7 protein-coding genes are annotated in these 5862 nt (G+C 70.2%); 1 reads left to right on the top strand and 6 read right to left on the bottom strand.

Annotated elements, in window-relative coordinates; all coding sequences use genetic code 11:
* Together AC3XYG_RS15135 and gstA are read right to left on the bottom strand one after the other, a co-directional pair.
* Window positions 1-575 (bottom strand): isochorismatase family protein (locus tag AC3XYG_RS15135; protein ID WP_489140669.1); only part of this gene is annotated, 575 nt, incomplete at its 3' end.
* Between the two features lie 22 nt (window positions 576-597).
* Window positions 598-1212 (bottom strand): glutathione transferase GstA, encoded by a 615-nt coding sequence (gene gstA, locus AC3XYG_RS15130; RefSeq protein ID WP_489140668.1) that lies wholly within the window; start codon window positions 1210-1212, stop codon window positions 598-600.
* A 93-nt stretch (window positions 1213-1305) separates the two neighbouring features.
* Here gstA and AC3XYG_RS15125 point away from each other — a divergent pair, with 93 nt between their 5' ends.
* On the top strand, window positions 1306-2160 hold the full coding sequence (locus AC3XYG_RS15125) for a LysR family transcriptional regulator (protein ID WP_489140667.1): 855 nt from the start codon (window positions 1306-1308) through the stop codon (window positions 2158-2160).
* Here AC3XYG_RS15125 and AC3XYG_RS15120 read toward each other — a convergent pair.
* From AC3XYG_RS15120 to AC3XYG_RS15105, 4 genes are all read right to left on the bottom strand, one after another.
* On the bottom strand, window positions 2151-2786 hold the full coding sequence (locus AC3XYG_RS15120; RefSeq protein WP_489140666.1) for an HD domain-containing protein: 636 nt from the start codon (window positions 2784-2786) through the stop codon (window positions 2151-2153). The two genes, AC3XYG_RS15125 and AC3XYG_RS15120, sit on opposite strands and share 10 nt — an antisense overlap.
* A 4-nt stretch (window positions 2787-2790) precedes the next feature.
* On the bottom strand, window positions 2791-3264 hold the full coding sequence (locus tag AC3XYG_RS15115) for an NUDIX domain-containing protein (protein ID WP_489140665.1): 474 nt from the start codon (window positions 3262-3264) through the stop codon (window positions 2791-2793).
* Window positions 3265-3350: 86 nt separating this feature from the next.
* The gene (locus AC3XYG_RS15110; protein WP_489140664.1) at window positions 3351-4097 is read right to left on the bottom strand and encodes a response regulator transcription factor; all 747 of its coding nucleotides are present in this window, start codon (window positions 4095-4097) and stop codon (window positions 3351-3353) included.
* Between the two features lie 112 nt (window positions 4098-4209).
* The gene (locus AC3XYG_RS15105) at window positions 4210-5799 is read right to left on the bottom strand and encodes a peptide ABC transporter substrate-binding protein (protein WP_489140663.1); all 1590 of its coding nucleotides are present in this window, start codon (window positions 5797-5799) and stop codon (window positions 4210-4212) included.
* Between the last annotated feature and the right edge of the window lie 63 nt (window positions 5800-5862).

The following is a 5862-nucleotide window of genomic DNA, read 5'->3' as shown; positions in this document are numbered from 1 at the left end:
TCCGCGACCACGGTGGCGAAGCGGTCGGCCAGCGCCGTGAGCGCCGCGCGATGCACCTCGGCCGCCGGCCGCGCGCCGCCGAGCGGGTCCGGCAGGTCGCGGCTGGCGCAGGCGGCGGCCACCACTGTGGTCGCCAGCCCGTGGTCGAGCGCCGAGCGGGTGGTGGCGTCGACGCACATATGGGTCATGAAGCCGACGACCACGAGCTTGCCGCGCCCGGTGGCGGCGATGCGTTCGGCCAGGTCGGTGCCGGCGAAGGCGTTGGGCAGGGTCTTCTTCACCACCCCCTCGCCCGCCGCCGGCTCCAGCCCGGCGATCGGGGCGACGGTGGGGCCGGCGGTGTCGAACAGCCCGCCCGGCCGGCCCTGCTGCAGCACATGGATGACGGGGGTGTGCAGGCGGCGCGCCCGGGCCAGCAGGTCGACTGCGGCCGCCACCGCGGGGCCGACGCCCGGCAGGGCCAGCCTTCCGTCGCTGTATTCGCGCTGCATGTCGATCAGCACCAGCACCGCCTCCGCCAGGGCGGCGGGCTGAGGCCGGATGCCGGCATGGTCGAGCAGGGACATCGGGGGCATCGAGGATCTCCGGTGATGAGGGTCAGGCCGCCACGGCGGCGGTTTCGATGTCGAGTGCGGCCCGCACCGATGCGCGGTCGCCGATCCGCGCCATGAAGGCCGCGATCGCCGGCCAGCGGGCCAAGTCGATGGCGAAGAAGCGGGCCCAGCGCAGCACGGTGAAGAGATAGGCGTCGGCCACACTGAAACGGCCGCTGAGCAGATAGTCGGCCTCGGCCAGCGCCGCCTCGACCGTGCCCAGGCGCCGGAACAGCCGGTCCTTCAGCATCGCCTTGGCCGGCTCGGCGATCTCGGCGCTGAACAGCGGGCTGAAGCCGGCATGGATCTCGCTGGAGATGAAGTTCAGCCACTCCTGCAGCTTCGCGCGGTCCCAGCTGCCATTCGCCGGCGCCAGCCCGGCCTCGGGCTTCAGATCGGCCAGATACTGCACGATCGCGGCACCCTCGGTCAGCACCCGGCCGTCGTCGAGCTGCAGCGCTGCGACCGCGCCCTTCGGATTGATCGCGAGGAAATCGCCGCCATCGGCGGTTTTCTTCGTGCGGTTGTCGACCCGGACCAGCGCGAAGGGCAGGCCGAGCTCGCGCAGCACGATGTGCGGCGACAGCGAGCAGGTCTCGGGGGCGTAGTACAGTTTCATGGGGCTCTCCTGTGCAGATCGCCTTCAATCTCGTCGCCCGGGTGACTGCAGAAAAGCCGAGATTCTGCCGGATGAACCTGCGACAATGCAGGCATGGATTGGGATCTCGCCCGCTTCGTCCTGGCGATCGCGCGCCACGGCACCGCCTCCGCCGCCGCGCAGGCGCTGGTGGTCGACCAGACCACGGTGTCGCGCCGTCTGGCCGCGGCCGAGGCGGCGCTGGGCGCCGCACTGTTCGAGCGGATCGAGAAGCGATTCCGGCCGACCCCGGTCGGCGCCGTCGTCATCGCCCAGGCCGAGGTGATGGAGCGGGCGGCGATCGCCATGACCCATGCGGCGCGCGACCGCGACGCGGCGCTGTCCGGCCCGGTGCGGATCTCCATCCTGCCCGGCTTCGCCGGCTGGCTGGTCCCGCGCATGGGCGATCTGCAGCGCCGCCATCCCGGCCTGCGGCCCACCGTGCTGAGCACCGATATCAATGCCGATCTGGAGCGGCGGGATGCCGACATCGCGCTGCGCCAGGCCCGCCCGCGCTCCGGCGATCTCGCGGCGCGGCTGGGCGTCCGGATCGGCCACGCCGTCTATGGGCCCGCGGACGGAGCGGCCGAGGGCTGGATCGGGCTGGAGCCGGCGCTGGACGCCACGCCGCAGATGGTCTGGCTGCGCGACCAGCCCGGCGGCACCGACCCGGTGCTGCGGGTCACCGGGGGGCCGGAGCTGCTGGCCGCGGTGCGCGCCGGGCTGGGACGCGCCGTGATCCCCTGCTACCTCGCGGACGAGGCCCCGGGCCTGCGCCGCCTGTCCGGCCCGGTGCCGGTGGCCAGCCGCGACTTGTGGATCGTCCTGCCGGCCCCGGCCAAGGACGTGCCGCGCATCCGGGTGGTCGCGGACTGGCTGGCCGAGGCGCTGACGGCGGATCGCACCCGGCTGGAGGGCGTTCAGGCCTGATCCGGCTCGGGCACCCAGCTCTTTTCCCGGTCGGCGCGGCCGTACAGCCGTTCGACCAGCACCCGCAGGGTCGGATCGGCGTCCAGCGCCTCCTGCATCCGGCTGAAGGTGCGGGTGCGGGTCACGCCGTGCTCAGCCCAAGACTTACCGCCGCTGGCGACGTTCTGGGCGAAGGCCTGCAGCCGGTCGAGGGCACGGGCGTAGCGTGCCTCCGGCGTCTCGCCGGCCTCGAACTCATTCCACCAGCCATGCATCTTGTCGCGCAGGTCCGGCGGCAGCAGGCCGAACAGCTTGACCGCCGCCGCGGCCTCGCGCGCCGCCTGGTCCTGCCGGCCGACATCGTCATAGGCGAAGGTGTCGCCGGCATGGATCTCGACCAGATCGTGCGTCAGCACCAGCGACAGCACGTGGGCGATGTCGACCGCGAAGCCGATCTCGTCCTTCAGCAGCAGGGCGTACAGCGCCATGTGCCAGGTGTGTTCGGCATCGGTCTCGCGCCGGCTGCCATCGGTCAGGTAGTTCTGCCGGGTGATCTGCTTGAACTGGTCGCAGACCAGCAGGAACTCCTGGATCTGGGCCAGGCGGTCACCAGAGTTCGGGGCGGCGGGTGAAGAAACGTCGCTCATGATGTCACCACACAGGGTCGATGCTGCGGAGGCCGAGGATCTCCTGGATCCGGCGATGGGTCGCGCCATGGATATCGCGCGGCAGGTCGTCGGGCGCGAAGAAGCGGGTTTCGGCGATCTCGAAGGACAGCCGGCCGGAGGTCGGCTGCCAGCGATCCGCCACGAACAGGGCGACATGGTCGCAGCGCAGCCGGTCGAAATGGGCGTAGACGCCGAACAGCCCGGCCACCGATTCGACCTCGACCGCCGCCTCCTCGCGCGCCTCGCGCACGGCGCAGGCCTCGAAGCTCTCCCATTTCTTCACGCCGCCGCCGGGGAAGAACCAGCCCGGGCGATAGGTGTGATGCACCAGCAGGAAGCGCCCCTCCCCGTCCCGCACCGCCATGCGGGCGCCCAGCGTCAGAGGCTTGCGCAGCCTGAGATAGGCGTTGTGGGCGCGGTGCAGCAGGCGCGGCAGGGTGCGGTGGGCCGGGGTCATGGCCGGCAGATGACCCGGCAGGGCGGCCCCGTGTCAACCGCCGCGGAGGCTTGGCAGATCATCCCGGCGCGCCGCGGGTGGGGCGATCAGGTGCCGATCAGCCCCAGGGCCAGGGCGGTGACGACGGCCTGGCTGCGGCTGGAGGCCTGCAGCTTGCGCATCGCCGCTTCGACATGTTTGTTGACGGTGTGGACCGACACCGCCAGGCGGCGGGCGACGCCCTTGCTCGAGGCACCATGGGCGATCAGGGCCAGGCAGTCGCGCTCGCGCGGGGTCAGCGCCGGGCTGCCGGGCACCGGGGCCGGGATCTGCCGCGCGACGGAAGCGGCCAGACGGCTCTCGATCCTGATCGCCCGGTCGAGATGCGGGACGACGGACTGCAGCAGGGCCAGCGCTTCACCGGCATAGGAGGCGTCCCCGCGGGCACGGGCAATGTACAGGGCGACGGGTTGCGCCGCGGCATCCAGGGTGTACCAGGACAGCCCCGGCTGCAGGCCGTTCGGACGCATGAAGTCGTTGTAGAATTCGGTCTGCTGCAGCGCCTGCTCAGTCATCAGCGTGCGGTCATCGACGACGGCCCCGGGGGTGTGTTGCCGGATCATCGGCCAGAGCGGATCGAGATCGCGGTAATAGGCGTCGTAGAGCGCGTGCGAAGCCGGGTCGCCATTGATCGTGACCGCCGTCGCGGCCGGCCGGCCGCGCCACCGCAGCACGGCCGTCGTGCCGCCGACGGCCTGCATCAGCCGCTCGATCGGCACCCTCCAGTCCATGGCGCCGAGGGCGGCATCGTAGGTCTGCCCGATCAGGTCGTCGAAGTCGAATGGGTCCGGCATGCCAGGGGGAGGACTGCTGTGGTTCGGCCGCCGCGATGCGGGTTGTTGCAGTAACGAAACAAGGTAGGCGATGTTCCCGCCCCCCAAACGCTTGGCCCCTACCGTTCGGCCCCTATCGTTCGACCGACAGCCAGCGGGTCGGGTGCTGGTCGCGCAGGTTGTCGACCCAGCCCTTCACATCGGGCGAGACCAGGTGGCGGCTGGTGTAGAAATACAGCGGGATCACCGGCGTGTCGGCGATCATCAGCCGCTCCGCCTGCTGCAGGATGCCGGCCCGCTTCGCCGCGTCGGTCTCGGCCGAGGCCTGGTCGAGCAGCGCGTCATAGGCCGGGTTGGCATATTCCGAGGTGCTGAGCTCGCCGATGCCGCTGCGCTCCAGCTCCAGGAAGAAATTCGCGTCGTTGTACTGGCCGATCCAGCCGGTGCGGGCGAAGTCCTGGAACTGCTTCTCGTGATGCATGGACAGGTAGGTCGACCATTCCAGATTCTCCAGCGTGGTGTCGACGCCGAGCTTCTGCTTCCACATCGCGGCGATGGCGACCGCGGTCTTCTTGTGGTTCTCGGAGGTGTTGTAGGTGATCTTGACCTGCAACGGCTTGTCCGGCCCATAGCCGGCCTTGGCCAGCAGCGCCTTCGCCTCCTCGTCACGCCGGGCCTGGTTCCAGCCCGCCTCCTCCGGCTGCCAGGCCGGGAAACCGTCGGTGCCCGGCGGCACGAAGGTGTAAGCCGGGGTCTGGTTGCCCTGCGCCACCTTGTCGACGATCACGTCGCGGTCGATCGCCAGCGACAGGGCGCGGCGCAGCTCCGGGCTGCTCTTCCACGGCTCATGCGTCAGGTTGATGGCGTAGAAGTAGATGCCGAAATAGGGCGCGATGTGCAGCTCGTCCGCATGGCTCTGCCGCAGCGCCGGCACCTGCTGGCTCGGCACCTCGCTGGTGACGTCGAGCTCGCCGGCCTGGAAGCGCGACAGCTCGCTGTCGACATCCTCGGTGACGACGTAGCGCACGGTGTCGATCTTCACATTCGCCGCATCGTGGAACTGCGGGTTCTTCTGCAGCGTCATATGCGATTGCGGCACGTCCTCGGCCAGCACATAAGCGCCGTTCGAGACCAGCTTGCCGGGCTTGGTGAAAGCGTCGCCGTCCCGTTCGACATTCGCCCGGTTGACCGGGAAGGTCGAATTGTTGGTCAGCATCGACAGGAAATAGGAGGTCGGGCCGGTCAGCCGGACCTCGAAGGTGCGGTCGTCGACGGCGCGGACACCCAGCGCCTCGGCCGGCTGCTGGCCGAGCCGCACCGCCTGCGCCCCGACCACGCGGTCGAGGAAGTAGGCGTAAGGCGCCGCCGTCTTCGGGTCGACCAGCCGGCGCCAGGAATAGACGAAATCCTGCGCCGTCACCGGCGTCCCGTCCGACCATTTGCCGTCGGCGCGTAGGGTGAAGCTGTAGGTCTTGCCGTCATCGGACACGGCCCAGCTCTCCGCCGCGCCCGGCAGCAGCTCGCCCTTCGGCCCGGGCACCAGCAGGCCTTCGAACAGGTCGAGTTCGATCCAGGATTCCGGAATGCCGACGGATTTGTGGACGTCCAGCGTCTCCGGCTGGCCGCCATTGCCGCGCGACAGCAGGGTCTCGGCCGCGGCCGGAGCGCTGCAGAGCAGGACGGCCAGCAGGCCGGCGGTGAGGATCTGGCCGTGGCGGAGCATCGAATCGTCCTTCCCTTGGGTCGGACAAAGCCGTGCCACCGCGTGGAATTGAGATCAACCACG

The sequence above is a fragment of the Inquilinus sp. genome, from assembly GCF_057815775.1.
This window is presented reverse-complemented; position numbering and strand designations above follow the sequence as displayed.

Excerpts from the sequence above, each read along its gene's own strand:
- gstA (WP_489140668.1), bottom strand. The coding sequence starts at position 1,212 with ATGAAACTGTACTACGCCCCCGAGACCTGCTCGCTGTCGCCGCACATC.
- AC3XYG_RS15125 (WP_489140667.1), top strand. The coding sequence starts at position 1,306 with ATGGATTGGGATCTCGCCCGCTTCGTCCTGGCGATCGCGCGCCACGGC.
- AC3XYG_RS15120 (WP_489140666.1), bottom strand. The coding sequence starts at position 2,786 with ATGAGCGACGTTTCTTCACCCGCCGCCCCGAACTCTGGTGACCGCCTG.
- AC3XYG_RS15115 (WP_489140665.1), bottom strand. The coding sequence starts at position 3,264 with ATGACCCCGGCCCACCGCACCCTGCCGCGCCTGCTGCACCGCGCCCAC.
- AC3XYG_RS15110 (WP_489140664.1), bottom strand. The coding sequence starts at position 4,097 with ATGCCGGACCCATTCGACTTCGACGACCTGATCGGGCAGACCTACGAT.
- AC3XYG_RS15105 (WP_489140663.1), bottom strand. The coding sequence starts at position 5,799 with ATGCTCCGCCACGGCCAGATCCTCACCGCCGGCCTGCTGGCCGTCCTG.